General features: G+C 67.0%; 30 protein-coding genes and 1 tRNA gene. 21 read left to right on the forward strand and 10 right to left on the reverse strand.

What is annotated here, in order from left to right:
• Positions 1 to 9 precede the first annotated feature (9 nt).
• The 12 genes from ruvA (at position 10) to queC (ending at position 11,112) form a co-directional block, all read left to right on the forward strand.
• Complete coding sequence (ruvA, locus tag J3A72_RS07745; RefSeq protein WP_014648163.1) at positions 10 to 603, forward strand: Holliday junction branch migration protein RuvA; 594 nt, start codon at positions 10 to 12, stop codon at positions 601 to 603.
• Positions 604 to 652: 49 nt separating this feature from the next.
• Complete coding sequence (locus J3A72_RS07750) at positions 653 to 2,572, forward strand: potassium transporter Kup (protein WP_075075726.1); 1,920 nt, start codon at positions 653 to 655, stop codon at positions 2,570 to 2,572.
• A gap of 136 nt (positions 2,573 to 2,708) precedes the next feature.
• A complete protein-coding gene (gene ruvB, locus J3A72_RS07755) occupies positions 2,709 to 3,749 on the forward strand; it encodes a Holliday junction branch migration DNA helicase RuvB (protein WP_014648161.1) in 1,041 nt (346 codons plus the stop codon).
• Positions 3,739 to 4,170, forward strand: a complete 432-nt coding sequence (ybgC, locus tag J3A72_RS07760; RefSeq protein WP_014648160.1) for a tol-pal system-associated acyl-CoA thioesterase — start codon at positions 3,739 to 3,741, stop codon at positions 4,168 to 4,170. The genes ruvB and ybgC overlap by 11 nt, the downstream gene beginning before the upstream one ends.
• Positions 4,171 to 4,180: 10 nt before the next feature.
• A complete protein-coding gene (tolQ, locus tag J3A72_RS07765; protein ID WP_005410752.1) occupies positions 4,181 to 4,960 on the forward strand; it encodes a protein TolQ in 780 nt (259 codons plus the stop codon).
• Between the two features lie 24 nt (positions 4,961 to 4,984).
• Entirely contained in the window at positions 4,985 to 5,413 is a 429-nt protein-coding gene (tolR, locus tag J3A72_RS07770; protein WP_006438804.1) for a protein TolR, read from the forward strand.
• Positions 5,403 to 6,458, forward strand: a complete 1,056-nt coding sequence (tolA, locus tag J3A72_RS07775; protein WP_014648159.1) for a cell envelope integrity protein TolA — start codon at positions 5,403 to 5,405, stop codon at positions 6,456 to 6,458. Before tolR ends, tolA begins: the two co-directional genes overlap by 11 nt.
• 285 nt (positions 6,459 to 6,743) lie before the next feature.
• Positions 6,744 to 8,063 carry a Tol-Pal system beta propeller repeat protein TolB gene (tolB, locus tag J3A72_RS07780; RefSeq protein WP_014038220.1) on the forward strand — a complete coding sequence of 440 codons (1,320 nt, stop codon included), beginning with the start codon at positions 6,744 to 6,746 and terminating at the stop codon, positions 8,061 to 8,063.
• 64 nt (positions 8,064 to 8,127) lie between these two features.
• Complete coding sequence (pal, locus tag J3A72_RS07785; RefSeq protein ID WP_014648158.1) at positions 8,128 to 8,646, forward strand: peptidoglycan-associated lipoprotein Pal; 519 nt, start codon at positions 8,128 to 8,130, stop codon at positions 8,644 to 8,646.
• A gap of 3 nt (positions 8,647 to 8,649) precedes the next feature.
• Positions 8,650 to 9,468, forward strand: coding sequence for a tol-pal system protein YbgF (gene ybgF, locus J3A72_RS07790; protein WP_049406165.1), 819 nt, complete (start codon positions 8,650 to 8,652; stop codon positions 9,466 to 9,468).
• A 198-nt stretch (positions 9,469 to 9,666) separates the two neighbouring features.
• Positions 9,667 to 10,368, forward strand: a complete 702-nt coding sequence (queE, locus tag J3A72_RS07795; protein ID WP_032958953.1) for a 7-carboxy-7-deazaguanine synthase QueE — start codon at positions 9,667 to 9,669, stop codon at positions 10,366 to 10,368.
• A gap of 78 nt (positions 10,369 to 10,446) precedes the next feature.
• Positions 10,447 to 11,112, forward strand: a complete 666-nt coding sequence (gene queC / locus J3A72_RS07800) for a 7-cyano-7-deazaguanine synthase QueC (protein ID WP_032958954.1) — start codon at positions 10,447 to 10,449, stop codon at positions 11,110 to 11,112.
• A gap of 117 nt (positions 11,113 to 11,229) precedes the next feature.
• On the opposite strand, the gene J3A72_RS07805 is transcribed toward queC, so the two are convergent.
• Positions 11,230 to 12,186: a DUF2268 domain-containing putative Zn-dependent protease gene (locus J3A72_RS07805; protein ID WP_049440334.1), complete on the reverse strand. Its 957-nt coding sequence runs from the start codon at positions 12,184 to 12,186 to the stop codon at positions 11,230 to 11,232.
• Between the two features lie 177 nt (positions 12,187 to 12,363).
• Here J3A72_RS07805 and J3A72_RS07810 point away from each other — a divergent pair.
• Positions 12,364 to 12,439: transfer RNA gene (locus tag J3A72_RS07810), tRNA-Lys, on the forward strand.
• A gap of 291 nt (positions 12,440 to 12,730) precedes the next feature.
• Here J3A72_RS07810 and J3A72_RS07815 read toward each other — a convergent pair.
• Both J3A72_RS07815 and J3A72_RS07820 read right to left on the reverse strand, forming a co-directional pair.
• On the reverse strand, positions 12,731 to 12,964 hold the full coding sequence (locus tag J3A72_RS07815) for a hypothetical protein (RefSeq protein WP_032958956.1): 234 nt from the start codon (positions 12,962 to 12,964) through the stop codon (positions 12,731 to 12,733).
• A gap of 88 nt (positions 12,965 to 13,052) precedes the next feature.
• The gene (locus J3A72_RS07820; protein ID WP_041863715.1) at positions 13,053 to 13,559 is read right to left on the reverse strand and encodes a hypothetical protein; all 507 of its coding nucleotides are present in this window, start codon (positions 13,557 to 13,559) and stop codon (positions 13,053 to 13,055) included.
• An 85-nt stretch (positions 13,560 to 13,644) separates the two neighbouring features.
• Here J3A72_RS07820 and J3A72_RS07825 point away from each other — a divergent pair, with 85 nt between their 5' ends.
• The 7 genes from J3A72_RS07825 (at position 13,645) to J3A72_RS07855 (ending at position 17,585) form a co-directional block, all read left to right on the forward strand.
• Entirely contained in the window at positions 13,645 to 13,905 is a 261-nt protein-coding gene (locus tag J3A72_RS07825; RefSeq protein ID WP_032958958.1) for a YdaS family helix-turn-helix protein, read from the forward strand.
• Positions 13,895 to 14,323 carry a hypothetical protein gene (locus J3A72_RS07830; protein ID WP_014038211.1) on the forward strand — a complete coding sequence of 143 codons (429 nt, stop codon included), beginning with the start codon at positions 13,895 to 13,897 and terminating at the stop codon, positions 14,321 to 14,323. The genes J3A72_RS07825 and J3A72_RS07830 overlap by 11 nt, the downstream gene beginning before the upstream one ends.
• A gap of 125 nt (positions 14,324 to 14,448) precedes the next feature.
• Entirely contained in the window at positions 14,449 to 14,646 is a 198-nt protein-coding gene (locus J3A72_RS07835; RefSeq protein ID WP_014038210.1) for a hypothetical protein, read from the forward strand.
• Complete coding sequence (locus tag J3A72_RS07840) at positions 14,643 to 15,179, forward strand: glycoside hydrolase family protein (protein WP_014648117.1); 537 nt, start codon at positions 14,643 to 14,645, stop codon at positions 15,177 to 15,179. The genes J3A72_RS07835 and J3A72_RS07840 overlap by 4 nt, the downstream gene beginning before the upstream one ends.
• A gap of 3 nt (positions 15,180 to 15,182) precedes the next feature.
• A complete protein-coding gene (locus J3A72_RS07845) occupies positions 15,183 to 15,647 on the forward strand; it encodes a lysis system i-spanin subunit Rz (RefSeq protein WP_014648116.1) in 465 nt (154 codons plus the stop codon).
• Positions 15,648 to 15,696: 49 nt separating this feature from the next.
• On the forward strand, positions 15,697 to 16,560 hold the full coding sequence (locus tag J3A72_RS07850; RefSeq protein WP_075075727.1) for an alpha/beta hydrolase-fold protein: 864 nt from the start codon (positions 15,697 to 15,699) through the stop codon (positions 16,558 to 16,560).
• An 86-nt stretch (positions 16,561 to 16,646) separates the two neighbouring features.
• Complete coding sequence (locus tag J3A72_RS07855) at positions 16,647 to 17,585, forward strand: alpha/beta hydrolase-fold protein (RefSeq protein ID WP_075075728.1); 939 nt, start codon at positions 16,647 to 16,649, stop codon at positions 17,583 to 17,585.
• Between the two features lie 56 nt (positions 17,586 to 17,641).
• Here the strand turns inward: J3A72_RS07855 and J3A72_RS07860 are convergent, their stop codons facing one another.
• On the reverse strand, positions 17,642 to 18,064 hold the full coding sequence (locus J3A72_RS07860; RefSeq protein ID WP_014648113.1) for a response regulator: 423 nt from the start codon (positions 18,062 to 18,064) through the stop codon (positions 17,642 to 17,644).
• A gap of 92 nt (positions 18,065 to 18,156) precedes the next feature.
• Positions 18,157 to 18,924: a CPBP family glutamic-type intramembrane protease gene (locus J3A72_RS07865; protein WP_075075729.1), complete on the reverse strand. Its 768-nt coding sequence runs from the start codon at positions 18,922 to 18,924 to the stop codon at positions 18,157 to 18,159.
• Between the two features lie 149 nt (positions 18,925 to 19,073).
• Between J3A72_RS07865 and J3A72_RS07870 the strand changes: the two genes are divergently transcribed.
• On the forward strand, positions 19,074 to 19,379 hold the full coding sequence (locus J3A72_RS07870; protein ID WP_014648111.1) for a zf-TFIIB domain-containing protein: 306 nt from the start codon (positions 19,074 to 19,076) through the stop codon (positions 19,377 to 19,379).
• Positions 19,380 to 19,457: 78 nt separating this feature from the next.
• On the opposite strand, the gene J3A72_RS07875 is transcribed toward J3A72_RS07870, so the two are convergent.
• The 5 genes from J3A72_RS07875 to recQ form a co-directional block, all read right to left on the reverse strand.
• Positions 19,458 to 19,970: a GNAT family N-acetyltransferase gene (locus tag J3A72_RS07875; RefSeq protein WP_032958968.1), complete on the reverse strand. Its 513-nt coding sequence runs from the start codon at positions 19,968 to 19,970 to the stop codon at positions 19,458 to 19,460.
• A gap of 81 nt (positions 19,971 to 20,051) precedes the next feature.
• Complete coding sequence (locus J3A72_RS07880; protein ID WP_075075730.1) at positions 20,052 to 21,062, reverse strand: copper resistance protein B; 1,011 nt, start codon at positions 21,060 to 21,062, stop codon at positions 20,052 to 20,054.
• Positions 21,059 to 22,870: a copper resistance system multicopper oxidase gene (locus J3A72_RS07885; RefSeq protein WP_075075731.1), complete on the reverse strand. Its 1,812-nt coding sequence runs from the start codon at positions 22,868 to 22,870 to the stop codon at positions 21,059 to 21,061. The genes J3A72_RS07880 and J3A72_RS07885 overlap by 4 nt, the downstream gene beginning before the upstream one ends.
• A 75-nt stretch (positions 22,871 to 22,945) precedes the next feature.
• Positions 22,946 to 23,329 carry a CopL family metal-binding regulatory protein gene (locus J3A72_RS07890; RefSeq protein WP_049406146.1) on the reverse strand — a complete coding sequence of 128 codons (384 nt, stop codon included), beginning with the start codon at positions 23,327 to 23,329 and terminating at the stop codon, positions 22,946 to 22,948.
• A gap of 204 nt (positions 23,330 to 23,533) precedes the next feature.
• Entirely contained in the window at positions 23,534 to 25,339 is a 1,806-nt protein-coding gene (recQ, locus tag J3A72_RS07895; RefSeq protein ID WP_032958973.1) for a DNA helicase RecQ, read from the reverse strand.
• Positions 25,340 to 25,881: the final 542 nt, after the last annotated feature.

The following is a 25,881-nucleotide window of genomic DNA, read 5'->3' on the forward strand; positions in this document are numbered from 1 at the left end:
CTGCACGCAATGATCGGTCGACTGCGCGGCATCGTCGCCTACAAGGCGCCGCCGTGGCTGGTGGTGGACGTGAACGGAGTGGGCTACGAACTGGAGGCGCCGATGAGCACCTTCTACGACCTGCCCGAGCTCGGCCGCGAGGTCACCCTGTACACCCATTACTCGCAGAAGGAAGACAGCGTCTCGCTGTACGGCTTCCTGCGCGAGGGCGAGCGGCGCCTGTTCCGCGACGTGCAGAAGGTCAGCGGCATCGGCGCGAAGATCGCGCTGGCCGTGCTGTCCGGTGTCAGCGTCGAAGAATTCGCGCGCATGGTCCAGGCCGGCGACATCACCGCGCTGACCCGCATCCCGGGTATCGGCAAGAAGACCGCCGAACGCATGGTGCTGGAACTGCGGGACCGCGCGGCCCAGTTCGGTGCCGGCGGCGCGCTGCCCACCGGCAGTGGTCCGGCCCCGGCCGATCCGCTGTCCGATGCCACCGTGGCCCTGCAGCAGCTGGGCTACAAGCCGGCCGAAGCGGCCCGCATGGCCCGCGATGCCTTCAATGAAGGCGACGAAGTGGCCACCGTGATCCGCAAGGCGCTGCAGTCCGCGCTGCGCTGAACCGCGTCCCTTTCCCCCAGCCTACCGCCTGAGCTTCGCCAGGAGTCCCATGTCCAGCAGTCAAACCCCGCACGCAGCCGCCCCCGGCGGCCATGGCCACGCCCCCTCCACTGGAGGACTGGCGCTGGTCATCGGTGCGATCGGCGTGGTGTTCGGCGATATCGGTACCAGCCCGCTGTACACCCTGAAGGAAGCGTTCTCGCCACACTACGGGCTCAACAGCGACCACGACACCGTGCTGGGCGTGCTGTCGCTGGCGTTCTGGGCGCTGAACCTGGTGGTGACCCTGAAGTACGTCACCATCATCATGCGCGCCGACAACGATGGCGAAGGCGGCATCATGGCGCTGATGGCGTTGACCCAACGCACGCTGCGCAACGGCTCGCGCTCGGCTTATGTGGTGGGCATCCTCGGCATCTTCGGCGCCTCGCTGTTCTTCGGCGACGGCGTGATCACCCCGGCCATGTCCGTGCTCAGTGCGGTCGAAGGCCTGGAGGTGGCCGCGCCCGGACTTCATGTCTTCATCGTGCCGGTCACCCTGGTGGTGCTGCTGGCGGTGTTCGCCGCGCAACGCTTCGGTACCGAGAAGATCGGCAAGGCGTTCGGCCCGATCATGGCAATCTGGTTCGTGTCGCTGGCGGCAATCGGCATCTACAACATCGTCGATGCGCCCGAGGTGCTGAAGGCCTTCAACCCCTGGTGGGGCATCCGCTTCTTCATGGAGCACGGCTGGCACGGCATCTTCATTCTCGGTGCAGTGGTGCTGGCGGTGACCGGCGGCGAAGCGCTGTATGCGGACATGGGCCACTTCGGGCTGCGCCCGATCCGCCACGCCTGGTACTTCTTCGTGCTGCCGTGCCTGGTGCTGAACTACCTGGGGCAGGGCGCACTGGTGCTCAACCACCCCGAGGCCCTGAAGAATCCGTTCTTCGAGGCAGTGCCGTCGTGGGCGCTGTACCCGATGATCATCCTGGCCACCATGGCGGCGGTGATCGCCTCGCAGTCGGTCATCACCGGCGCATTCTCGGTCTCGCGCCAGGCCATGCAGCTGGGCTACATCCCGCGCATGCGCATCAAGCACACCTCGCACGACACCATCGGCCAGATCTACATCCCGGGCATCAACTGGGGCATTGCGGTGATGGTGTTCGGGCTGGTGCTGGCGTTCCGCAGTTCGTCCAACTTGGCCGTGGCGTACGGTATTTCGGTGTCGGCCACGATGCTGATCGACACCCTGCTGCTGGCCGTGGTGGCGCGGACGTTGTGGCCGAAGTCGCGTGGCTGGCTGCTGCCGCTGTGCGTGGTGTTCTTCATCATCGACCTCGGCTTCGTCATCGCCAACGGCGCCAAGCTGCTGCAGGGCGCCTGGTTCCCGGTGGTGCTGGGCATCTTCCTGTTCACCATGATGCGCACCTGGCGCCGTGGCCGCGAGCTGCTGCGCGACGAGATCCGCAAGGACGGCATCCGCCTCGATACCTTCCTGCCGGGCCTGATGCTGGCCCCGCCGGTGCGCGTGCCGGGCACCGCGGTGTTCCTCACCGCCGACCCGACCGTGGCGCCGCATGCGCTGATGCACAACCTCAAGCACAACAAGGTGCTGCACGAGCGCAACGTGTTCCTGCACGTGGAAACCCTGCCGATCCCGTATGCGATGGAAGGGCAGCGGCTGAAGATCGAATCAGTGGGTGACGAGTTCTACCGCGTCTACGTGCGCTTCGGCTTCATGGAGACCCCGGACGTGCCGCTGGCGCTGATGCGCTCGTGCGACCACGGTGGCATCTATTTTGATCCGATGGACACTACCTTCTTCGCCAGCCGCGAGACCATCGTCGCCACCGCCAACCGCGGCATGCCGATCTGGCGTGACAAGCTGTTCGCGCTGATGCACCGGAATGCCGCTCCTGCGACCGGCTTCTTCCGGATTCCGGGCAACCGCCTGGTCGAACTCGGGGCCCAGGTCGAGATCTGACGCGCGCGGGGTCGGATCCCTTTTCCGCAGGAAAAGGGCTCTGACCCCATGTTCCCGGTGTTCCGGTTCGGGGTCAGAGCCGTTTTCCTCTGGAAAACGGATCCGACCCCATACGCTTTTGCCGCATAATCAGCACATGACCGACGACCGCATCATCGGCGCCGGCGCCACCCGCGAGGATGACGCCGCCGACGCCAGCATCCGCCCCAGGCGCTTGGCCGACTACCTCGGCCAGGCCCCGGTGCGCGAGCAGCTGGAGATCTACATCGAAGCGGCCAAGGCCCGTGGCGACGCGCTCGACCATGTGCTGATCTTCGGGCCGCCCGGCCTGGGCAAGACCACGCTCAGCCACGTCATCGCCAACGAGCTGGGCGTGGCCCTGCGGGTGACCTCCGGCCCGGTGATCGAGAAGGCCGGCGACCTCGCTGCACTGCTGACCAACCTGCAGCCGCACGACGTGCTGTTCGTGGACGAGATCCACCGCCTGTCGCCGGTGGTCGAGGAAGTGCTGTACCCGGCGATGGAGGACTTCCAGATCGACATCATGATCGGCGAGGGCCCCGCCGCCCGTTCGATCAAGATCGACCTGCCGCCATTCACCCTGATTGGTGCCACCACCCGCGCCGGCCTGCTGACCGCGCCGCTGCGCGACCGCTTCGGCATCGTCCAGCGCCTGGAGTTCTACAGCGTCGAAGAGCTGACCCGGATCGTGCGCCGTTCGGCCACCATCCTCGGCATCGACTGCACCGCCGATGGCGCCGGCGAGATCGCGCGCCGCGCGCGCGGCACCCCGCGTATCGCCAATCGCCTGCTGCGCCGCGTGCGCGACTACGCGCAGGTGAAGGCCGGCGGCCACATCGACGAGGCCGTGGCACAGGCCGCGATGAAGATGCTCAAGGTCGATCCGGAGGGCTTCGACGAGCTCGACCGGCGCCTGCTCAAGACCCTGGTCGACTACTTCGACGGCGGCCCGGTCGGCATCGAATCGCTGGCCGCGGCGCTGTCCGAAGAGCGCGGCACGCTGGAAGACGTGGTCGAGCCGTACCTGATCCAGCAGGGCTTCCTGGTGCGTACCGCGCGCGGCCGCATGGCCACCCACAAGGCTTACCGGCACATGGGCCTGAAGCCGAAGAACCCGCCGCAGGACCTGTTCGCGGAGGTTCCCGATGTCGGTTGAGCCCCGATTCAGTTGGCCGACACGCATTTACTGGGAAGATACCGACGCAGGTGGCGTGGTCTACCACGCCCGCTACGTGGCCTTCATGGAACGGGCCCGGACCGAATGGATGCGCGCGCTCGGCTACGGCCAGGAGCGCATGCGCGCCGAGCACGGGATGGTCTTCGCGGTGCGCTCGATGCAGATGGATTTCATCAGGCCGGCACGGCTGGATGACACCCTGCAGGTGACTGCCCGCCTGGTCCAGCTGAAGAAGGCCAGCATGGTCTTCGACCAGCAGATCCTGCGCGACGGCGAGCTGCTGCTGTCCGCGCAGGTCCGCATCGCCGCACTGGAAGCGGCCAGTTTCCGCCCGCGTGGCATGGACGATGCCGTCCTTGCCGTGCTGCAACCCCACCTCCACCCCGAATCCGAACATTGAGGAACAACGGATGATCGCAACGCTCCTGGCCCTGCAGGCCACGGTCACCGAGGCACTGCCGGCCGACGTCAGTAACGCCGCGACACAGACCCTTGCCCAGGCCACCACCGGCGGCGGCATCAACTACCTCGAACTGATGGCCAAGGCCAGCCTGCCGGTGAAGATCATCGTGCTGCTGCTGCTGGTCGGCTCGTTCGTCAGCTGGGTGATCATTTTCCGCAAGGCCCGCGTGTTCAAGCAGGCCACCCGCGAAGCCGACGAGTTCGAGAACCGCTTCTGGTCCGGCGCCGACCTGGGCAAGCTGTACAGCGCAGCCACCGACCGCAGCCGCAGCGTGACCGGCCTGGAAGCCATCTTCGAAGCCGGTTTCCGCGAGTACACCCGCCTGCGCGACAAGCGCCGGCTGGATGGCCGTGCGCAGCTTGAAGGCGCGCAGCGCGCCATGCGCACCACCTACACCCGTGAAGTGGACCAGCTCGAGCGCAACCTGGAGCTGCTGGCCAACATCGGCTCGACTGCCCCGTACGTGGGCCTGGTCGGTACCGTGTTCGGCATCATGGTGACCATGCACGACATGATCAGCAGCGGTGCCCAGGCCGGTATCGCCGCCGTCGCGCCGGGCATCTCCGAGGCACTGTTCGCCACCGCCATCGGCCTGTTCGTGGCGATCCCGGCGGTGTGGGCCTACAACCGCTTCACCACCCGCGTGGAGCGCATGTCGGTGCGGTTCGAGACCTTCGCCGAAGAGTTCAGCTCCATCCTGCAGCGCCAGAGCGCTGGCGACGAGTAAGCGCCTGACCCGGGAGTCCAAGCCATGTCCGCTGCCATCGGTCGCCGCAAGCGCCGCAAGCTGAAATCGGAAATCAACGTCGTTCCCTACATCGACGTCATGCTGGTGCTGCTGATCATCTTCATGGTCACCGCACCGCTGCTCACCCTGAGCTTCGACGTCGACCTGCCGCAGTCCAACGCCAAGGCGCTGGAGAGCAAGCAGGACCCGGTGATCGTCTCGGTGCGCCAGGACGGCCAGCTCAGCCTGAAGCTGCCCGACGCCAAGGAGCCGGCCGCCGTGTCGGCCGAGGAACTGGAAGGCCGCCTGGCCGGCATCGCCGCCCAGGACAAGGGCGTGCGCGTGATCGTCGCCGCCGACCGCGCCGTGGCCTATGAGAAGGTCATTGCCGCGATGGACGTGATCAAGCGCGCCAAGGTAGACAAGGTAGGCCTGGCCACCGATGCACGCTGACGCCCTGCCACCCCCGCATCAGCGCGAACCCGGCTGGGGTCTGCCCCTGGCGCTGGCGTTGCTGGTGCACCTGCTGGTCGCGCTGGTCTTCATCGTGGCCTGGCTGTGGTCGCCCCAGCGCAACACCGATGCCGCCGCTGGCGACCCCTCGGTCGAGGCCAGCCTGGCGCTGTCCGCCTCCGAGGCGTCCGCCGCACGCCAGGCGCTGCGCCAGTCGGAGAAGCTGGAGGACCTGCCGCCGCCGGTCGCCGAGCCGATCCCGGTGCCGGAAGACACCATTCCGCCGCCGCAGCCGATTCCCGAGCCGCGCCCGCAGGACGCGCCCACGCCCCAGCAGCAACAGGCGCAGGAGCGTGTTGCGCAGCCGGACACCAAGGACCAGGAAGCGGTGAGCGCACTGGCCATCTCGCAGGAGAAGGCCAAGCAGGAACAGGAAGCCAAGCGCCGCCAGGAGCAGATCGACCTGACCGAACGCAAGCGCCAGGAAGAAGCGGAGCAGAAGCTGCGCCTGGCCAAGCAGCAGGAAGCGGACGAGAAGAAGAAGCAGGCCGAGCAGGAGCGCGTCGCGGCTGACAAGGCCGAGGCCGAGAAGCAGAAGAAGATCGCCGAGATCCGTGCCCGCCGCGAGCAGGCCGAGAAGGAAGCCAAGCTGGCCGAGCGGAAGCTGCGCGAGGTCGCCGCCGCGCGCAATGCCGCAGGTAGTGCCGCTGCCGGCTCCAGCGGCGCTTCCCAGCCGGCGGCCGGTGGTGGTGGCAACAGCGACGATCTTTCAGCCAAGTACGCCGCAGCGATCCAGGCCAAGGTGCTGTCGCAGTGGGTGCGCCCGGATACGGTGCCGCTGGGCCAGCGTTGCCAGATCACCATCACCCAGATTCCGGGCGGCACGGTGATGCAGGCCAAGGTCAGCCCGAACTGCCCCTATGACGAGGCCGGCAAGCGTTCGATCGAGGCCGCGGTGCTCAATGCGCAGCCACTGCCGTACCGCGGCTTCGAGTCGGTGTTCGCGCGTACGCTCAACTTCACCTTTACCGCCCAGGATCGCTGAGGCGGGCAGGGCAGGGGTGGCCTCGGGCCACTCCTGCCCACGGATGTCGCGCTTGCCTCTGGCGTGCTCGGTTTCGGCCGGGCAGGCTGCAGGCTGCTGTCGAACACCGCCCCGAGGGGCGGCGTGACCGGGGCAGGCAGGTGCGATGTTAGCCACGACGTTAACGGTGCGTGAGAGGACGGGCTGGAACTGACCCGGAATTCACGTACCCTTGGTTCATGATTGCGAAGCGGTTCACTCCCGCTTTGTTATCCCTCGTTCCGGTTTCCCCCTATTGAGCGCTCCATGAAAAAGATGCCTCGCTGGCTTGCCGTGTTTGCGGCCCTGTTGCTGCCCTTTGCTGCCGTCGCGCAGCAGAAGGGGCTGGATATCGACATCATCGGCGGCAATGCCTCCGCCCTGCCGATCACCATCGTGCCGATGCCCTACCAGGGTTCGTCGGCCGCTCCGCAGACCGACGTCGCCGGCGTGGTCCGCGCCGACCTGGAGCGTTCGGGCCAGTTCCGCACGCTGCCGGAAGCGCAGATCGTCGAGAAGCCCGTGCGTGGCGGTGACATCCAGTTCGCCACCTGGCGCGCGCTGAAGCAGAACTACATCGTGGTCGGCCGCGTGCTCGATGCCGGTGCCGGTGCCTACCGCGTCGAGTACGAACTGTTCGACGTGCCCAAGGGCGAGCGCCTGCTGGGCCTGGCGATGACCGCCCGTGGCAACGCCATGCGCGACGTCGCCCACCAGATGGCCGACGCCATCTACGAGAAGATCACCGGCGTGCGCGGCGCCTTCTGGACCCGCATCGCCTACGTGACCGCCAGCGGCAAGGGCGATGCCATGCGCTATGCGCTGATGGTGGCCGACTCCGACGGCTACAACCCGCAGACCATCGTGCGTTCGGCCGAGCCGCTGCTGTCGCCGTCGTGGAGCCCGGATGGCAGCAAGCTGGCCTACGTCAGCTTCGAGCGTGGCAATTCGGCGATCTACATCCAGAACATCGGCACCGGTGCGCGCGAACTGGTCACCAGCTTCCGCGGCATCAACAGCGCCCCGGCGTTCTCACCCGATGGCCGCAAGCTGGCCCTGACCCTGTCGCGTTCGGGCAACCCGGAAATCTACGTGATGGACCTGGGCAGCAAGCAGCTGACCCAGCTGACCAACCACTTCGCCATCGACACCGAGCCGACCTGGGCGCCGGATGGCAGCGCGGTGTACTTCACCTCCGACCGCGGCGGCCGCCCGCAGGTCTACAAGGTCGGCGCCGGTGGCGGCAGTGCCGAGCGCGTGACCTTCCAGGGCAACTACAATGCCAAGCCCTCGGTGTCCTACGACGGCAAGAAGATCGCCGTTGCGCAGGGCTCGGGCAACAGCTACAAGATCGCGATGATGGACAGCTCGCTGGGTTCGCCCCGCTGGAGCACGCTGTCCCCGGGTTCGCTGGATGAATCTCCGAGCTTTGCGCCCAACGCAAGCATGGTGTTGTACGCCGCCCGCGAGGGTGGCCGTGGTGTGCTGTACGCCGTTTCCGCCGATGCGCGCGTGCGCCAGCGGTTGGTTCTGGCTGACGGAGATGTGCGCGAACCGGCATGGTCCCCATACCGTACCCAGCGCTAAAAGAGTGTTAATATTTTCGCTGTCTTGAACCCCTCATCGGCCTAGGAGCCACAAAGGTATCGCCATGAACAAGTCCACCCGCGTTCTGCTTGTTTCCCTGCTGTCTGTGGCCGTCCTGGCCGGTTGCTCGAAGAAGGTGAAGGAAGAGCCGGCAACCCCGGTCGACACCGGCACCTCCACCACCACCCCGACCGGTCCGTCGACCTCCGGCCTGTACGGCCCGGGCGACCTGGACACCGACGCTTGCCTGCGCCAGCGCGTTGTCTACTTCGACCTGGACAAGGAAGACGTGAAGCCGGAATTCCAGGCCATCATGGCTTGCCACGCCAAGTACCTGCGTGACCGTCCGTCCTCGCGCATCACCCTGCAGGGCCACACCGACGAACGCGGTTCGCGCGCGTACAACCAGGCCCTGGGTGAGCGTCGTGGCAACGGCGTCAACTCGGCCCTGCAGGCCAACGGTGGCTCGGCTTCGCAGCTGACCGTCGTGTCCTACGGTGAAGAGCGTCCGGTCTGCACCGAGTCGAACGAGTCCTGCTGGTCGCAGAACCGTCGCGTCGAAATCGTCTACACCGCGCAGTAATCCATGCGCATTGGCATCAAACTGATGCTGGTCGTTGCGGCAGCCCTCGTGGCTGCCGCACCGGCGCATGCACAGCGACAGAGCCTGGCCGACCGTGTCGGCGCGCTCGAGCAGCAGATGTACAACAACAGCGCCAACCAGGACCTGTTGAACCAGATCAATCAGCTGCGGCAGCAGGTCACCAGCCTGCAGGCCTCGATCGAGCAGTTGCAGCACGACAACGCCCAGCTTAAGCAGTCCGCCCAGGACCAGTACCTGGATCTGGACAGCCGCCTGAACCGGTTGGAAGGGGGCAATGCCGCCCCGGCCCTGCCGCCCGTTCCGGCGAGCGCGCCGAAGGCCGCACCGGCCCCGGCAAAACCCGCAGCGGCGGCCACTTCCGAGCGGCCGCCTTCCGTCCACGGTGATGCCGGCAGTCTTGCCGCCACCGGCGACGAGCGCACCTCCTACAACGTCGCCTTCGATTCGCTGAAGGCCGGCAAGTACGATGATTCGGCGCAGTTGTTCCTGAGCTTCCTGCAGCTGTACCCGAACGGCGTCTACGCGCCGAACGCGCTGTACTGGCTGGGCGAGAGCTACTACGCCACCCGCAACTTCCCGATGGCCGAGACCCAGTTCCGCGAACTGCTCTCGCGCTATCCGACCCACGACAAGGCCGCCGGCGGCCTGCTCAAGGTCGGCCTCTCGCAGTATGGCGAGGGCAAGGTCGACCAGGCCCAGCAGACGCTGGAGGCCGTCGTGGCGCAGTACCCCGGCTCGGACGCCGCGCGCACCGCGCAGGACCGTCTGCAGTCCATCCGCCTCGGCAAGCAGATCCGCTGACCCGGCGTACAATAGGTGCCCTGTAGAGCCGAGCCCACGCTCGGCTGCTTTCGTTTCCGGTTCGGCAAACCCGCCCGGATCCGGCAGCGCCGGGCCCTGTCTGCCCGGTTGTTTTCGTAGAGCCGAGCCATGCTCGGCTGCGTTCGTTACCGGCCACGGTAGCCCACCCGCCACGTGTCCCACCAAGAAGTACCCGCCATGACCGCCGTTACTCCGTCCAGCGCCGCCGCCACGCCCAGTGAGATCGTGCAGTCGCCCCTGCCACGCCTGAAGATCACCGAGATCTTCACCTCGCTGCAGGGCGAAGCCGATACCGCCGGCTGGCCAACCGTGTTCGTGCGCCTGACCGGCTGCCCGCTGCGTTGCCAGTACTGCGACACCGCCTATGCCTTCCACGGCGGCACCTGGTGGGATATCGACGACATCGTGGCCGAGGTGCTGGCTCAGGGCGTGCGCCACGTCTGCGTGACCGGTGGCGAGCCGTTGGCGCAGAAGCGCTGCCTGGTGCTGTTGGAAAAGCTGTGCGATGCCGGCATGGACGTCTCGCTGGAAACTTCCGGTGCGCTGGACGTCAGCGCGGTGGACCCGCGGGTGTCGCGCGTCGTCGACATCAAGACGCCGGGTTCGGCCGAAGCCGCCCGCAACCGCCTGGAAAACCTGCCGCTGCTGACCGCCCGCGACCAGATCAAGTTCGTCATCTGCAACCGCGAGGATTACGACTGGGCCAAGGCGATGGTCGCCGGGCACGGCCTGGTGCAGCGCTGCACCGTGTTCTTCTCGCCCAGCAAGGGCGAGATCACCGCGCGGCAGCTGGCCGACTGGATTGTCGAAGACCGGCTGCCGGTGCGCTTCCAGATGCAGTTGCATAAAATCCTGTGGAACGACGAGCCGGGCCGATGAGCCGGCGCAGCGTTCCCTGATGTAACTCCGGCGCGGGACAGCGTGCTGGCTTTCCCCTCCCAACCGGATGTTTTTCCCATGAAGAAGGCAGTCGTGCTTCTCTCCGGCGGCATGGATTCAGCCGCCGTCATCGCCATGGCCCAGGAACAGGGCTTCGCCGTGCATGCCCTGAGCGTGCGCTATGGCCAGCGCCATACCTCCGAACTGGACGCTGCCGCCCGCGTGGCCAAGGCCCAGGGCGTGGTCGCGCACAAGACCGTGGACGTGGACCTGCGCAGCATCGGCGGCTCGGCACTGACCGACGACATCGACGTGCCGGAGGCCGGCGGTGCCGGCATTCCGGTCACCTATGTGCCGGCGCGCAACACCATCATGCTGTCGCTGGCCCTGGGCTGGGCCGAAGTGCTTGGCGCCAACGACATCTTCTGCGGCGTCAACGCCGTGGATTACTCCGGCTACCCGGACTGCCGCCCCGAGTTCGTGGCGGCGTTCCAGGCGCTGGCCAACCTGGCCACCAAGTCGGGCGTGGAAGGTGCGGGCATCAAGGTGCACGCACCGCTGCAGTTCCTCAGCAAGGGCCAGATCGTCAGCGAAGGCGTGCGCCTGGGCGTGGACTTCGGCCTGACCGTGTCCTGCTACAACGCCGACGCTCACGGCGCCGCCTGCGGTCATTGCGATGCCTGCCGCCTGCGCGCGCAGGGCTTTGCCGAGGCCGGCGTGCCCGACCCCACGCTGTACGCCTGACCGCGTCTGGTAGAGCCGGCCGCTGGCCGGCTTCACTGCAGGTGCGAACCGCCCCTTCTTGGTGTGTGCAAGCCGCCCCTCTCGGTGGGTGCGAACCGTTGGTTCGCACTCCTTGACCTACCGGGCCTGCAACCATCCCGATGCCTCGATGAAGCCGCGCACCGCGTCCGGATCGGCGTAGTCCAGTTCGATCATCCGCGCGATGGCGGCCCCCTCGTCGGTCTGTTGGCGCATGTACTCCTGCGCGATGCGGTATCCGGCGTAGTAGCCCAGATCACTCACCCCGAACGGATTGCGCGCGCTGTTGTACAGCCAGTTGTCCAGGCTGTCACCGTGCATCTCGGCAAGGAAGCGCGTGCGGATTTGTGCCTCGTGCGCGGGCCCATAGGCGTACAGCGGCAGTGCCGGACGGCGACCGCTGATGCGCTCTGCCACGTATTCGGCCACGCCTTCGCGTACTGCGTACTGGGCCAGGCTGCCAGTGGTCTCGCGCTGCTGGGTATGCACGTACTCGTGCAGGTTGTTCTGCGCGTTGTTCGCACCGGGGCGGCTGTCGTAGAAGATCCGCAGGCGGCCGCGCATCGGCTCGGGCAGCTCGCTTACGTCCACGCGCTCATCGCCCAGCGCCATCTCCGCCCCGATCAACACCTTGTCGCCCAACGTGGTGCCGCCGGTACGCAGCACGCCCATCGCGTAGGTGATGGTGGCCGGACGCAGTGCAGGGTAGAGCGCGCGGAACGCGTCCAGGTCCCGGTCCAGCGTGGCGCTGGCCTGCTGCGCGTTCGCAGTCAACGGCCGTACCGAAGTCCAGAAGCGTGGCCATGACTGCATGGCCTCGGCGTATTCGCGGGCCGTGTAGTTGCGGACCTGCATCAGTGCATGCAGTCCGGGGCTGCCGGGATCGATGTAGCGTTGCTGGACCAGCACCACGCGGCGTTCGGCATCAGGCTCGGCGCGCACCGCGTCATAGGTGGCCCAGAAGCGGGCGATGTCGTCAGTGACGACCTGGGACGTCGAGGCCACTGCTGTGCAGGGCAACAGCAGGATGGCGATCAGACAGCAGGTGAGGCGCATCCGTGGCTCCGGGTGGTGAACATGGATGGGATGCGTGGAAGGCCCGGAAGGTTTAAGCGGGCTGACCCGACCGGGTAGTGCCGGCCGCTGGCCGGGACACGCAACACCCCTGTACTTCGCGCGACCCGGCAAAGTAGGGTAGAATGCGGACCCCGCCGAAAGGCCGGGCGATGCATCGGGCCGTTAGCTCAGTCGGTAGAGCAGAAGACTTTTAATCTTTTGGTCGAAGGTTCGAATCCTTCACGGCCCACCATTGCATTGACGATCAAGAAGGCGCCCAAGGGGCGCCTTTTTTGTTGCTTCCTTCAAAGCACTTCCGCAATGGGGGAAGCGCCGCTGCAACGATGCGGTGTTGCAGGTGCTATCGACTCCCCGGCGCCCGCTGGCAGCGGGTGCGGGGAGGCGGCGCTCCGCGCACCCGCTTCCGTCGCTGCTGCCCCCACGTCGCTCACCTTAAAAAAATTACCTTTAAGGTAACAATAAAGGTAATTTCAGGTAATTGATCTCATCAGAACCGGCCGTTTCCGGCCGGCCAGGGACGCTGTCAGCCGTAATGCGCGCGCAACAGCCCGGCGTCGTGGAAGGAAATGCCCTCGCGGATGCACTCCTCCGCGCGCTCCATGTCCTTGTGCAACTGGATCAGTGCGTCGTCGGCGAGCTGCTCGATGTTGACCACACCGCAACATGCCTGATCGATCACATGCTGCATGGGTTCGCCCCAGCGTCGGCGTACGTTGCGGATCATGCGGCAATGCCACTCGCGCATGATCGCGTCCATGCGCCTCTCCCCGCGGACCACATGTGCGTCTCCCGCCACCACCCGCAATGCCGGCGCCGGGGTGCGCTCGCCGCGCAGTTCCTGGGTCCTAGCGGCCAACCGCTGTGCGAGCTCCTCGAGTCGCGTGTGAGTCATCCTTTGCCTCCCTGATCCGTCTTGCCAGAAGCTTCGTCAGGTCGAGCACATTGTCCGGTGCAGAGGGCTGACCGAACTCGTCCACGACCATGAATGCGGTCTCCAGCAGCACGGGATCGTAGATCCATTCCGGTGGATCGCCGACCAGCTCCAGGTAGTGCGAAAGCACCTTGACCGCAGCGCTCATTTTCTCGAAATCCAGTCCCGTAGATTGAGACTGAAGCGACACGTCTCCGTCCTGATCGACGCGATCCAGCGTTCCATGTGGAAGCTGCATCACTGATTCAAGATCGCGCGCAAGCCGATGGCCGATGCTCTTCGGGTTGCTCTCGGAAATCCACTGGCTGACCTGGGGCTGGGCCCAGCGGGTGCCACCGTACAGGCGGGCCCACTCGGCCGGGCCGCCGGCGGCGGCCACGCGGAGGCGCATGTTGAGGGTGCGAGCGGTACTGGCGTCCATCTGTAGATGGTGCGCTGCATTACCAATCCAGCAAATGACCAAAACGGTATTGACTATCCATTACCGTGGCGGTAATGTGTGGCCCATGAACCTCATCGACTACGCCATCTCCCAAGGGGGTTACGGCACCCCCAGCTGTCCCGTCATGCGCCGCCTGGCCCACCAGACCGGTTGCGCGCTGCGGACCCTCTACATGATCGCCCGCGGCCACAAGCTGCCCGGCGCGCGCCTGTGCCGGCGCATCGAGCTGGCCACTGCGGGCGCCGTGCGCCGCGAATCCCTGCGCCCGGATGTGTTCGGTCCGGCCCCGTCGCCCGTCAAAGGAGAAGCCACCCATGCAGCTTGATACGTTCGGTGAGTATGTCCGCAGCCGCCTGGAGCACTGGGGCGGCGAATATGCGCTGCATCGCGACTGCGAATACCTCGGCTTCCAGTCGCGCAACCTGCTGGCGGTGCTGATCGAGCATCGTGGTGACATGCCGGGGCGGGCCCAGGGCTACAAGCCTCTGGAAACCGATCAGCTGGCGCAGCAGATCGAAGACATCATCACGGCGGTCGCGCGTGACAACGTGGCGATGGCCTGTGCGCTGCGCGGCTACTACTGCGGGCGTGGCCGACGCAAGGTCGAACGATTCGAAACGGCGAATCTGCTGCTGGCCAACAGCGGGCAGCGGCCGGTATCCAACCGGCATTACCTCAACCTGGTCGAACTTGGCTTCCAGCGCGTACGTGGCTGGATGGAGGGCATCGCCCAGGCCGCATGAGCGGCGGAACCGATCTTCCGCCCGCCTCCCGACCGGAACAACCCTCGTGCCGAGCCGGCAGCGGGGCGGGCACCTCTTCGGGCCACGTCGATGCGACGCGGCCTGCATTCCCTCCAGGACCCATCATGAAAGAAGAAATCATCAGCACGGCCGGCGCGGCGGCCATCAAGTCGGCGCCGCCGGTTACCGTCGCCGGTGCGCTTGCAGCCGGCATCACCCTGGACCGCCTGGTCGTGGTCCTCACCATCATCTACTTGGCGGCGCAGATTGCCTATCTGGGCTGGCGCTGGCTGCGCGAATGGCGCCGCAGGGAGCGCGAATGAGCCGGCCCGGCAGTACATTGCCGGTACGCAGCCTGGTCGCCGCGCTTGCGCTGAGTGCTGCGGGCCTGATCGCCATCGTTGACCGCGAGGGATACACCGACGCCGCAGTGGTGCCCACGCGCAATGACCGGCCCACCTATGGCTTCGGCTCGACCGTTCGCGAGGATGGCACGCCGGTGAGGCTGGGCGACCGCACCACGCCAGTACGCGCGCTGCATGCCGTGCAGGCTCATCTGGCCAGGGAGGAAGGGCAGTTCCGCGCGTCGCTGCCCGGTGTGGCGCTCAGCCAGGGCGAGTACGACGTCTATGTCGATTTCCTCTACCAGTACGGCATCGGCAACTGGCGCGCGTCGTCGATGCGCCGGCATCTGCTGCAGGGTGAGTATCACCAGGCCTGCGATGCCTTGCTGCTGTGGAGACGGGCAGGGGGCTACGACTGTTCAACCCGCATCGACGGCCGCCCCAACACCGTGTGCTGGGGAGTGTGGGAGCGCCAGCAGCAGCGCCACGCGCGTTGCCTGGCGGAGCAGTGACCCATGCCGCGCATGCTGGTGGTGATGGCGTCGCTGCTGCTGTGGTCGTTGCTGATGTTCATGACTGGCTGGCGTTGGCGCGGTGATCGCAGCGACCTCGCGATGGCGCGTGCCGATGTGGAGCAACAGGCCGGCGCGGTGCAGTCCGAACGGCGGTTGCGCCGGGATCAGGAAGAACGGAGCGAGGCGATGGCCTCACTGGGGGAACAACATGAACAGGATCGTGAGCGCGCGGCCGAGGTGGATGCCGATGTGGTGGCTGCCCTGCGCGCTGGCACTCTCCGCCTGCGCGACGACCTCGCCGCGTGCCATACCGGCCGTCTGTCCGAAGCCGCCGCCCGCACCGGCGAACGTGATGCGGGCGCCCAGTTACGAGCAGAGGTTGCGGCAGCGCTTGTTCGAATCGGACGCGATGCCGACGACCAGCTCCGTGCCTGCCAGGCCGTGATCGAACTGGATCGCCGTTGAGGGCGCCGGCGCAGTTATGCTGGCCGTCCTCTCGAAAATGGAAGTTCGCATGCGCGTCGTCGCTCTCTCCGCTCTGATCCTGCTGGCCGCCGCAGGGCCGGGCCTCGCAGCTGTTCCCACCGTGCCGGCAGCACCGCCGGCATCGACCGCTGCGGCCGCACCACTGGTGATCGGCGAGACCTTCACCGTGCAGTCGAAGGCACTGGGCGAGACCCGCCGCATCAATGTCTATCGTCCGCAGCCCTGGGGCCTGGATCCGAAGGCGCCGCTGCCGGTGCTGTACATGGCCGATGGCGGCATCGGCGAGGATTTCCTGCATGTGGCAGGGCTGGTGCAGGTGCTGACCGGCAATGGCAGCATGCGTCCGTTCCTGCTGGTCGGCATCGAGAATACCGAGCGCCGCCGCGACATGACCGGCCCCAGCAGCGACCCGCAGGACCAGAAGATCGCGCCACGCATCGGTGGCTCGGCGGCCTACCGCAGCTTCCTGCGCGATGAACTGATGCCGCAGGTACGCCAGCGCTACCCGACCACAGACGAGCGTGCGCTGATCGGTGAGTCGCTAGCTGGCCTGTTCGTGGTCGAGACGCTGCTGCAGGAGCCGACGCTGTTCAACAGCTATATCGCGCTGGACCCCAGCCTGTGGTGGAACCGTGGTGCGATGCTGGCCGGAGCATCCCGGCAGCTGCCGGCGGTGACGCGTGCACAGCCGCACGTGTTCCTGGCCAGCAGCGGGCAACCGGAACTGGCCGCCTCCACGGCACGACTGGCCGCGCTGCTGCAGCAGGCCTCGCCGTCGCCGCTGGTGAAGTACCTGCCGCTGCCGGAGGAAACCCACGCCACGATCTATCATCCGGCCGCATTGCAGGCGCTGCGCACGCTGTTCCCGGCGCCGCCGTCGGCCTCGCCCTGATCAGGAGGATTGGCGTGCCGCGGCATGCCATGTGAGGATGCGGCAGCGGCGCCATCCGGTGCGCCGCCCGCAATGGGAGCGTGTGGATGCAGCGTGTGCGTGGATGGAGTGTAGCGGCCTGCCTGGCCGTGAGTGGCTGTGCGATGTCGGTGGCGCCGCCAGCAACCCAGCCTGGAGCGAAGGAGGTCGCAGCCACGGTCGCCACGGGCGTGGTGCTGCCGGAGACCGAAGCGCTGCGCGTGCACGACCCGGTGGGACGCGATTACCCGATCTGGGTCGCACTGCCGGCCGACTACGCCGCGCATCCGGAGAAGCACTATCCGGTGCTGTACGTGACCGATGCGCTGTACAGTTTTCCGCTGGTGCGCAGCGTGCGCAACCTGGTGGGGCAGCAGGGCGTCAACATCGAGAACTTCATCCTGGTCGGGCTGCCGCCGCAGGAGGGGCTGACCTCCAAGCAGAGCCGCTCGCGCGACTACACGCCCAGCACCCCGGCGCGTACGGTCGATGGCTACTACAGCGACGACGTCTCCTACGGCGGGGCCGCGCACTACCGCGATTTCCTGGCGGCGCAGGTGCTGCCGATGGTCGATGCGCGCTACCGCACCGATCCCACCCGCCGCATGTTCGCCGGCCACTCCTATGGCGCGCTGTTCGGCGCCTATGTGCTGACCACCCAGCCGGACTTGTTCAGCACCTACATCCTGTCCAGTCCGTCGCTGTGGTTCGACCAGCTACTGCTGCCACGCATGCAGGACGTCGCCGTCATCCCGGCGCAGCCCACGCGCGTTCTGTTGTCGGTGGGCAGCTATGAAACGGACAAGCCCGGGCCGCGCTATTCAACCGGCAACGACATGCTGCGCCAGACCGCCGACTTCACCGCCCAGCTTCAGCGCAGTGGCCGCAAGCTGAAGGTGGACAACGTGGTGATCGACGGTGAGGACCACCTGACCGTCTACCCGCGGGCGATCACCCGTGCGCTGCTGGAAGTGATGCCGGGCGAGGGGCCGTATACCGGCGGTTGATGGCCGGTGGCATCCACGCATGGCATGGATACCGGGGTGTGGTGTGGATGAATGCCTCAGGCGGCCTGTGCATCCGGCCCGGTCAATACGCCCACATCGGCGTGCCGGAAGCACAGCCGGATGGCGTCGAGCAGCTCGCTCATGTTGTAAGGTTTGGGCAGGAAATGGATGCCGTCGCGCAGCTGCGGCAGCACCTGGTGCTGGTCCATGCCCGACGTCACCAGGATCGGCAGCTGGGGATACAGGCTGCGGACCCGGTTGGCGGCTTCAATGCCACTGATCGCACCCAGATTGACGTCGGTGAACAGCAGGTCGAAACGCTCACCGGCCGCCAGCAGGCCCAGCGCCGCTTCGGCAGAGCTCACGCCCACTACGTGGCAGGCCTGGCTTTCCAGCGCCAGTCGGCTCAGCTCGCGGGTTTCCTCGGCGTCCTCGATGAGCAGGACGCGGGGTTCAACGTGGCGCTTGGACAGCAACATGACGCGACAACTCCGGACAGCAACGGTGAAAAGGCGCGCAAGTATGCGCAAGCCGGTAGTGATCCCGACGTGCACGGCAAGCTAAGCGGGCGTTACAGGCCTCTCTGGCGCCTGAGCCGCACGTGCCAGGCCAGCACCGCCACTGCGAGCAGGGCGGTGCCGATGCGCAGGCCGGTGGCCTGCCAGCCCAATGCGATGGCGTCATCGAGGCTGAACACATTCCAGGCCAGGTTCATCGAAACATGCAGGATCAGGCCGCACCACAGGGTGTCGCCGTCGAGGTGGTCGAGCCAGGCGAAGATGAAGCCGCCCAGCGCGATCACCGCGCCAATGAACAGTGCGATGCCGCCGCCGTCGAACCCGCCGAAGCCGAGCCAGTGCACCATGCCGAACAGCAATGCCTGCGGCAGCGCGAGCAACGGCCACGGACCGCGCACGATCTTCACCAGCAGCACGAAGCCGAGGCCACGGAACAGCACTTCCTCGGCCAGCGGGAACAGCGCGGCCAGCATCGTGGCATCCAGCGCAGTCAGTGCCGTGTTCGGAGTTCCGAGCAGCGCCAGTCCCAGCCAGCAGGGCAGGCTGGCCAGCAGCACCCACAACGGGCCGCCCCAGCCGTTTCCGCGCAGTCCCAAGCTGGCCATCAGGCCCATGTCACGGGGCCGCAGCAGCGCGGCCAGCAGCAGTGCCACCAGCACCGCCAGCGCGTTGTCCAACAGGCTGCCGCCATAGGGGATGGGCAGTGGGGGAACCGGTGTGCCGATGGCCGCGGCGATATCCCGCAGGTTCAGGCCAAGGCCGACACCCAGCAGCACCAGCAACAGGCGCGCGGTGGTGGGCAGGCGGGACAATACGGTCATGTACGCATTCCCTGCGGAACAAGGGCGCAGTGTGCCGCGCGGTACGCATGTGGGCACGCGCCGGAAGTCCCTGTGCCATCGGTCACGCGTTGCCGCACAGTCATCGCGGTGCAGGTACAGTCGAAACCAGACCGACAGGAGCAATACCGATGCTGTGCCCCGTGTGCAAGACCCAGACGCTGCAGATGGCCGAACGCCACGGCATCGAGATCGATTACTGCCCAAGTTGCCGCGGCGTGTGGCTGGATCGTGGCGAGCTGGACAAGATCATCGAGCGCGCAGGCGCCGGTGCGGCCGTACCGCCGCCAGCGCCCGTGCAGGCTCAGCCGGCGTCGCCGCCACCGGTGATGCACCGTGATACCCGCCACCTCGGCCAGCGCTACGAGGACAACCGGGGCCAGGGCTACAAGAAAAAGAAGAAGGACAGCTTCCTGTCGGAACTGTTCGATTTCTAGTTTGTAGCGTCGAGCCATGCTCGACTGGATATTGCAGACCCTGGCCAAGCATGGCTCGACGCTACATGGGCTGCATGATCATGGCCGCCGCAGGATGAACTCGCGGTCGTGGGTATCACCGACGATGAAGTCGTACTCGCCGACCTTGCTGCAGCCATAGCGCGCGTAGAAGCGCTGCGCGCCGAAGTTTTCTTCCCATACGCCCACCCACAGGGTGCGGCGCTGTGGCTGGTCCAGCCAGGCCATGAACGCGTCCATCAGGCGTGCACCATGGCCGCCGTTCTGGTGTGCGGCGAGGATGTAGAACCGCTTCAGTTCGATGTCGCCCTCGCGTGCATCGGCATGCGGCAGGGTGTTGGCACCGGCGGCCAGGTAGCCGACCACGGCGTCGCCGTCCATCAGCAGCCAGATGGCACTGCGTGGGTCGGACAGTTCAGTGCGCTGCGGTTCGCTGCTGTAGTGCGCCTGCAGGAAATCATGCAGCTCCTGCGCGGGGTACGAGTCGCCCCAGGTTTCGGTGTAGGTGGTGATGGCGATCGCCGACAGGGCGTCGACATCGGCAAGGGTGGCGCGGCGGATCTGCAACGACATGGCGGTGCCTGCACTGGAACGTGGCGCAGTGTAGCCGGCCCCGGCGGCTGCCGGGGCTGGCCATTGCGCACGAGCCGCTGCTCAGAACCACATGCGCACGCCGGCCACCCAGCGTGTGTCGCGCGCGTGGTCACCGGCGTAGTCGGCGGTGTCGCCAAACGTGCGCTCGTGGCTGATGCCGATGTATGGCGCAAAACGGCGGCTGAACTCATAGCGCAGGCGCAGCCCGGCTTCGACCTTGTTCAGTCCGCGACCAATGCCGTACTCCGGTTCATCCCTGGCAGCGACGGTGGCTTCCAGCAGCGGCTGCAGGATCAGGCGGTTGGTCAGCAGCACGTCGTACTCGACCTCGGCCTTGGCCAGCACCTGGCCGCCGGAACCCATATACAGCGTGGCCGAGCTCTCGAACTTGTACGGTGCAAGTCCCTGGATGCCGACCGCTGCCCAGGTGCGCGAGTCGGCCGGCCGGAAATCCTGGCGCACGCCGACCAGCACGTCCCACCACGGCGACACGCTGCGGCCATACAGTGCTTCCAGCGACGATGACTCGGTGCGGCCGCGGCTGCGTTCGCCATCGGTGCGCAGCCACAGGCGGTTGATGTTGCCACCGATCCAGCCGGTGGCCTCCCAGGCCTGGCCGTTGCTGTTCTTGCCGTCCCAATGTTCGAGGCGGTCGATCAGCAGCAGGCTGTTGATCTCCGGCGCATGCTCCATCGCACCGTGCGCGATCGGTGGGAATGCAGCGGCACGATCGGCATCGGACGGCACCGGGATGGGGTCGCGCGGTTCGGTGGGCGCGGGCGTGGCATGGCCCATTGCCCCGTGGTCCATCTGCGAATGGTCCATCGCCGCCGGTTGCATCGCGCCATGGTCCATCTTCGAGTGATCCATGCCGGCATGATCTGTGGCGCCCGAATCCATCTTCGAATGATCCATCTTCGAATGATCGGCCTGTTCGACCGGCGCGTTGGCGGTCTTTGCGGGCGGATCCATCGCGGCCATGTCATGCCCGGCGTGCGACTGCGCGAACACCGGCAATGCGGCGGCCAGGCCCAGGGCCAGCAGGCTGGGGGAAAGCAGTGAGCGGCTCATTCTTCGATCCTCACTTCGCGCATCATGCCCGCTTCCATGTGGTACAGCAGATGGCAGTGGTAGGCCCAGCGGCCGAGCGCATCGGCGCGCACGCGATAGCTGCGGCGGGTGCCGGGCGGCATGTCGATGGTGTGCTTGCGCACCTGGAATTCCTCTTGCGCGTTCTCCAGATCGCTCCACACGCCATGCAGGTGGATCGGGTGCTGCATCATGGTGTCGTTGACCAGCACGATGCGCATGCGCTCGCCGTAGTTCAGCCGCAGCGGTTCGGCGCTGGCGAACGGAATGCCATCGAACGACCAGGAGAATTTCTCCATGTGCCCGGTCAGGTGCAGTTCGATCTCACGGCTGGGCTCGCGGCCATCGGGGTCCTCGAACAGGCTGCGCATCGCGCCATAGGTCAGCACCTGGCGGCCGTTGTCGCGCAGGCCGATGCCGGGGTCGTCCAGCTTCGGTTCGGTGGCCGAGCTCTGCATGTCCACCAGCGGGTTGTTGCGCTCGCTGGCCGGGTGCTTCGGCGCCTTGCTGGCGGTATCGCCACCGGCAGGCGCGCCGTGGCCCATGCTGGCGCCGCAGCCGCCCTCCATGCCCTTCATCGCGGCCATGTCGTGGCCGCCGTGGCCACCACTGCCCATGTCGTGGCCCATGTCGCTCATCGTCAGCAACGGGCGTGGGTCGCGCTCGGGAATCGGCGCCTGCAGGCCATGGCGCACCGCCAGCGTGCCGGCAGCGTAGCCGGTGCGGCCCATGTCTTGGCAGAAGATCGTGTAGGCATCCTGGCCGCTCGGTTCCACCAGCACATCGTAGGTCTCGGCCGGCGCGATGCGGAATTCATCGATGCTGACCGGGTGGATGTACTGGCCATCGGCGGCGACCACGGTCATCTTCAGGCCGGGAATGCGCACATCGAAGTAGGTCATCGAGGCGCCATTGATGAAACGCAGCAGCACCTTCTCGCCGCTGCGGAACAGCCCGGTCCAGTTGCCGGCCGGGGCGGTGCCGTTCATCAGGTAGGTGTAGGTGTGGGCGTTGATGTCGGAGATGTCGGTCGGCGTCATCCGCATCCGCCCCCACATGCCACGGTCGGACAGCGCGGCTGACCAGCCCCCGCGCTTCACGTCACGCAGGAAGTCGGGCAGGGTGCGCTTGTAGTAGTTGTCATGCTCGGCGAGCTTCTTCATGCGCCGGAACAGCGCACCCGGATCCATGTCGGTCCAGTCGGACAGCATGATCACGTGCTCGCGGTCGTGCCGGTACGGCGCCGGTTCGGCCGGATCGATGATCAGCGCGCCGTACAGGCCGGCCTGCTCCTGGAACATCGAGTGGCTGTGGTACCAGTAGGTACCCGACTGCTTCAGCTGGAAGTGGTAGTGGTAGGTCTCGCCGGGGCCGATGCCGTTGAAGCTCAGGCCGGGCACGCCGTCCATGTTGGCCGGCAGCAGGATGCCGTGCCAGTGGATCGAGGTCGGGTGGCGTTCCAGCGTGTTGCGCACGAACAGGTCCACGGTCTGGCCTTCGCGCCAGCGCAGGATCGGCGCCGGCAGCGATCCATTGACGGTGATCGCCGGGCGGGTGCGGCCGGTGAAGTTGGCCAGTGATTCGCCGATGGCCAGTTCGATGCGGGTGTCGCTGAGCACGGCTGGGGCGCCGGCCAGGCGCGGGGTGGCCGTGGCGGCGGCGAGCGCGCGCTGTGGTGCGCCGACGGCGGCGATGCCGGCAACCACGCCGCCGGCGGCCAGGCCCTGCACGAACAGGCGGCGCGACGGCATGGGCACGGCGCCCGGACCGGGGGGAATGCGGGTATTCATGGTGGTGACTCCAGACACGTAAAGACGCCGGCAGGTGGCCGGCTACGGTGCGCAGGGCGCACGGTGCATGTGGAATCAGCCGATGGGAGGGCGTGAGATCGGCGGCAGCGGCGGCGCCGGACGGCCGGTGGCCGGCATCGGCTGCGGGGCCAGCGACAGCGCCGGGCCGGCCATGAACGGCAACGGCTGCACCACCAGCAACGGGTGCTGGGCACAGCTGCGCACGCAGTCCTTGATCTGGCAGTGGGCGTCGTGGGCGGAGGCCTTGGCCTGCGGGGCCGGGTCGGCCTGCATGCCGGCGTGGTGGTGGCAGTCGGCGTCACCGCCAGCTGCGGCGGCCGCGACGGCGTGTGCCATCCGCCCCATTTCTTCATGACCGCTGGCCATGGCCGCGTTCAGCCCGTTGAGCAACAGGCTGAGCATGAGCACGACACGAAGCAGGGTCGAGGCCAGGGACATGGCGCTAATCTAGCCGCAAGCGGGCGCGGATGCACTTCCGGCTGAATGGCCGGTTCAAGGTTGGAGCTGCACCAAGGTGGAGCCGGGGCCGCGCTCGGCTGCTGTTCGCGCAGGGGCAGCCGAGCGTGGGCTCGGCTCTACCGGGGCGCCCGCGCGCCGTTGGGACCATGCCCGGCGGCCGCGCAGCGCGGCAACGCGATACCGTCAGCCCTCTTCGCGCACGATCTCGACCAGGCGCGGGCCGTAACGGCTCAGCTTGGTGCCGCCGATGCCGCCGACCCGTGCCAGTGCATCCAGGCTGGTCGGGCGCTGTTCGGCGATGTTGCGCAGGGTGCTGTCGTGGAAGATCACGAACGCCGGCACGTTCTGTTCGCGGGCCAGTTCGGCACGCAGGCCGCGCAGGGCGTTGAACAGCGCCAGATCCTGCGGCAGTACCGACAGCCCGGTACGCTGCGCACTGCGCTCGCGCCCGCTGGTGCTGCTGGCCGGGTCGCGGCGCATGCTGATCTGGCGGCGGCCGGTCAGTACGTCGCGGCTGGCGTCGGTCAGGCGCAGGCCGCCGTGGCCCTCGCTGTCCACTTCCAGCAGGCTGGCGGCGACCAGTTGGCGGAACACGCTGCGCCAGGTGCGCGCATCCAGATCGCGACCGATCGCATAGGTGCTGAGCTTGTCGTGGCCCTGCTGCTTCACCTTCTCGTTCTCGCTGCCACGCAGGATGTCGATCAGGTGGCCGACGCCGAAGCGCTGGCCGCTGCGGTAGACGCAGCTCAGCGCCTTCTGTGCCGGAATGGTCGCGTCCCACGAGGCCGGCGGTGTCAGGCAGTTGTCGCAGTTGCCGCAGGGCTGGGGGTAGGTCTCGCCGAAACCGGCCAGCAGCACCTGGCGGCGGCACTGCATGGATTCGCAGTAGCCCAGCAGATGGTCGAGCTTGGCCCGCTCCAGCTGCTTGCGCTCTTCGCCGGCCTCGGACTGCTCGATCATCTGCTTGAGCAGCACCACGTCGCCCAGGCCGTAGCACAGCCAGGCCTCGGCGGCCTCGCCATCGCGACCGGCGCGGCCGGTTTCCTGGTAGTAGCCTTCCATCGACTTGGGCAGGTCGGTATGCGCGACAAAGCGCACGTCCGGCTTGTCGATGCCCATGCCGAAGGCGATGGTGGCGCACATCACGATGCCGTCCTCGCGCAGGAAGCGGCGCTGGTTGTTCGCGCGCACGTCCGGCGGCAGGCCGGCGTGGTAGGGCAGGGCGTTGAAGCCCTGGCCGCAGAGGAATTCAGCGGTCTCCTCGACCTTGCGCCGCGACATGCAGTAGACGATGCCGGCCTCGCCACGGTGGCTGCGCAGGAAGTCGGTCAGCTGCTTGCGGGCGTTGTCCTTCTGCACCACGGTGTAGCGGATGTTGGGGCGGTCGAAGGAGCTGACGAAGTGGCGTGCTTCCTGCAGATCCAGGCGCTCGGCGATCTCGCGCTGGGTTGGCGGATCGGCGGTGGCGGTCAGCGCGATCCTCGGGATCTGCGGCCAGCGCTCGTGCAGCACGGTCAGCTGGCGGTATTCCGGGCGGAAGTCGTGGCCCCACTGCGACACGCAGTGTGCTTCGTCGATGGCGAACAGGGCGATCTGGCTGCGCGACAGCAGCGACAGGAAGCGACCGGTCAGCAGCCGCTCGGGAGCGACATAGAGCATGTCCAGCTCACCGGCGAGCAGTTCGCGCTCGACGCGGCCGGCAGTCTCGGCATCCAGGGTGGAATTCAGGTACTCGGCGCGCACGCCGAGCTGGCGCAGGGCTTCGACCTGGTCCTGCATCAGCGCGATCAGCGGCGAGATGACGATGCCGCAACCGTCACGCAGCAGGGCCGGGACCTGGTAGCACAGCGATTTGCCGCCGCCGGTGGGCATCAGCACCAGGGCATCGTGACCGGCAGCCACATGCTCCACGATGTCCTGCTGCGGACCACGGAAATCGTCGTAACCAAAGACGCGTTGGAGCAGGTCGTGCGCGGGACGGGAAGCCATCCGGTTAGTTTACCCCGGAGGGAGGGGTAGGGGTTCGGCAGGGCTGCGCCCTGCACCTGCTGCAAGCCAGTGCAACGTCAAAGGCAACAGCCGGCTCTGGGCTGTCTGCTTATTGGGCGGGGCGGTGTGGGCTTGCAGGACACGCCGTAAACCCGTCCTTGGGGGCTCGATGGCGCCATCCATGGCGCCAACGGTCCTGCAAGCCCACACCGCCCCACCCCCGACGGTTTCCGGTGACGGGGGGCCAGATCAATCCACGCCATGCGTGGATGAAAACTGTCAGAACTCGACAAACAAAATGGGGTCAGATCCGTTTTCCTGCGGAAAACGGATCTGACCCCAATGGCTTTGCCGGCAGATCGCGGAAAACTGCCGAAGGCGGGGTGGGTCCGGTGGCAGGGGTGTCCGCGGCATGGATGCCGCGGCCAAGCCCCCAAGGACGGGTTTACGGCGTCCCCTGCCACCGGACCCATCCCGCCTACCCACAGGAGGCCAGCTTTTGCTCTGGCTCTGGCCTTGGCTTTAAGGCCTCTGCGGGTGCA

The organism is Stenotrophomonas sp. PvP093 (assembly GCF_017876915.1).
Lineage (GTDB): Bacteria > Pseudomonadota > Gammaproteobacteria > Xanthomonadales > Xanthomonadaceae > Stenotrophomonas > Stenotrophomonas muris.